Here is a 444-nt window from a genome sequence, read left to right as displayed (position 1 = left end):
CGTGTACGCTTAGTCGCTTAACCTCACAACCCGAAGATGTTTCTTACGAACCATCATCGTGTTGCGAAAATTTGAGAGACTCACGAACAACTTTTGTTGTTCAGTGTTTCAATTTTCAGCTTGATCCAGATTTTTAAAGAGCAAATATCTCAAACATCACTCGTAAGTGAGTTTTGAGATACAGTGGCCGGCGACTTTCACTCACAAACCAGCAAGTGGCGTCCCCTAGGGGATTCGAACCCCTGTTACCGCCGTGAAAGGGCGGTGTCCTGGGCCTCTAGACGAAGGGGACGTATCAGTCTGCTTCGCAAGACGCCTTGCTTTTCACTTTCTATCAGACAATCTGTGTGAGCACTTCAAAGAACGCTTCTTTAAGGTAAGGAGGTGATCCAACCGCAGGTTCCCCTACGGTTACCTTGTTACGACTTCACCCCAGTCATGAAT

Annotated in this window: 1 tRNA gene and 1 rRNA gene; both read right to left on the bottom strand. The window is 47.1% G+C overall.

Annotated features, from left to right (window positions below):
- Positions 1 to 216: 216 nt before the first annotated feature.
- Positions 217 to 292: transfer RNA gene (locus BEA93_RS24720), tRNA-Glu, on the bottom strand.
- 85 nt (positions 293 to 377) lie between these two features.
- Positions 378 to 444: ribosomal RNA gene (locus tag BEA93_RS24715) — 16S ribosomal RNA — on the bottom strand; the annotation flags it as partial.

Source organism: Escherichia sp. MOD1-EC5950, assembly GCF_002965345.1.
In the GTDB taxonomy this organism is placed as follows: domain Bacteria; phylum Pseudomonadota; class Gammaproteobacteria; order Enterobacterales; family Enterobacteriaceae; genus Escherichia; species Escherichia marmotae.
The sequence above is the reverse complement of the archived record's forward strand: the minus strand, read 5'-3'. Positions and strand labels throughout refer to the sequence as shown.